This is a genomic window from Pseudodesulfovibrio sp. JC047 (assembly GCF_010468615.1).
Lineage (GTDB): Bacteria > Desulfobacterota > Desulfovibrionia > Desulfovibrionales > Desulfovibrionaceae > Pseudodesulfovibrio.
The window spans coordinates 1-500 of the sequence record NZ_WUEH01000080.1 but is presented as its reverse complement, the minus strand read 5'-3'; the positions used below and the strand labels follow the sequence as shown (position 1 = coordinate 500).

The 500-nt window shown below is 57.0% G+C and carries 1 protein-coding gene; it reads left to right on the top strand.

The features are described 5' to 3' along the window. The coding region (locus GO013_RS16745; protein WP_163813181.1) for a hypothetical protein at positions 1-500 on the top strand (500 nt) is incomplete at both ends.

The window sequence follows — 500 nt, the reverse complement described above, 5'->3', positions numbered from 1 at the left end:
CGGGTGGAGCAGAATATTAAATTTGACCCAAAACCGACTTCCCTGATTCCCTCCGGGCCAATACCCAAACCCACAGCCCCGGCCATTGACGAATATCTTTATACCTTTGGTGAGGGGGTGGCCTCCGGCGTGCTGTTTAGTTGGGCAGCGGTCAAAGACCCTCGTGTCAAGCGATATGAAGCCCAGATGCAACGTCCCGGCCAATCCTGGGGCGAGGCCAAAAACGTATCCACGTCGTCGATCAACTGGGAGAATATTTCGGCAGGCACATATAGTTTCAGAATCCGCAGCCTCACGGCCACCGGCCTTCGGTCCCCTTGGCTGGTCTTCGAGAACGTGATCCTTGTCGGCCTCAACCAACCCCCCAACGACGTGACCAATCTGGTCATGTGCCAGCAATCCGGGCAAGGCGTTATTGCGTGGGATGCTGTGGTGGATTGGCGGCAGGTCCATTACGAGATCCGCAAAGGGGTGTTGTGGGATACGGCCATGCCGCTCGG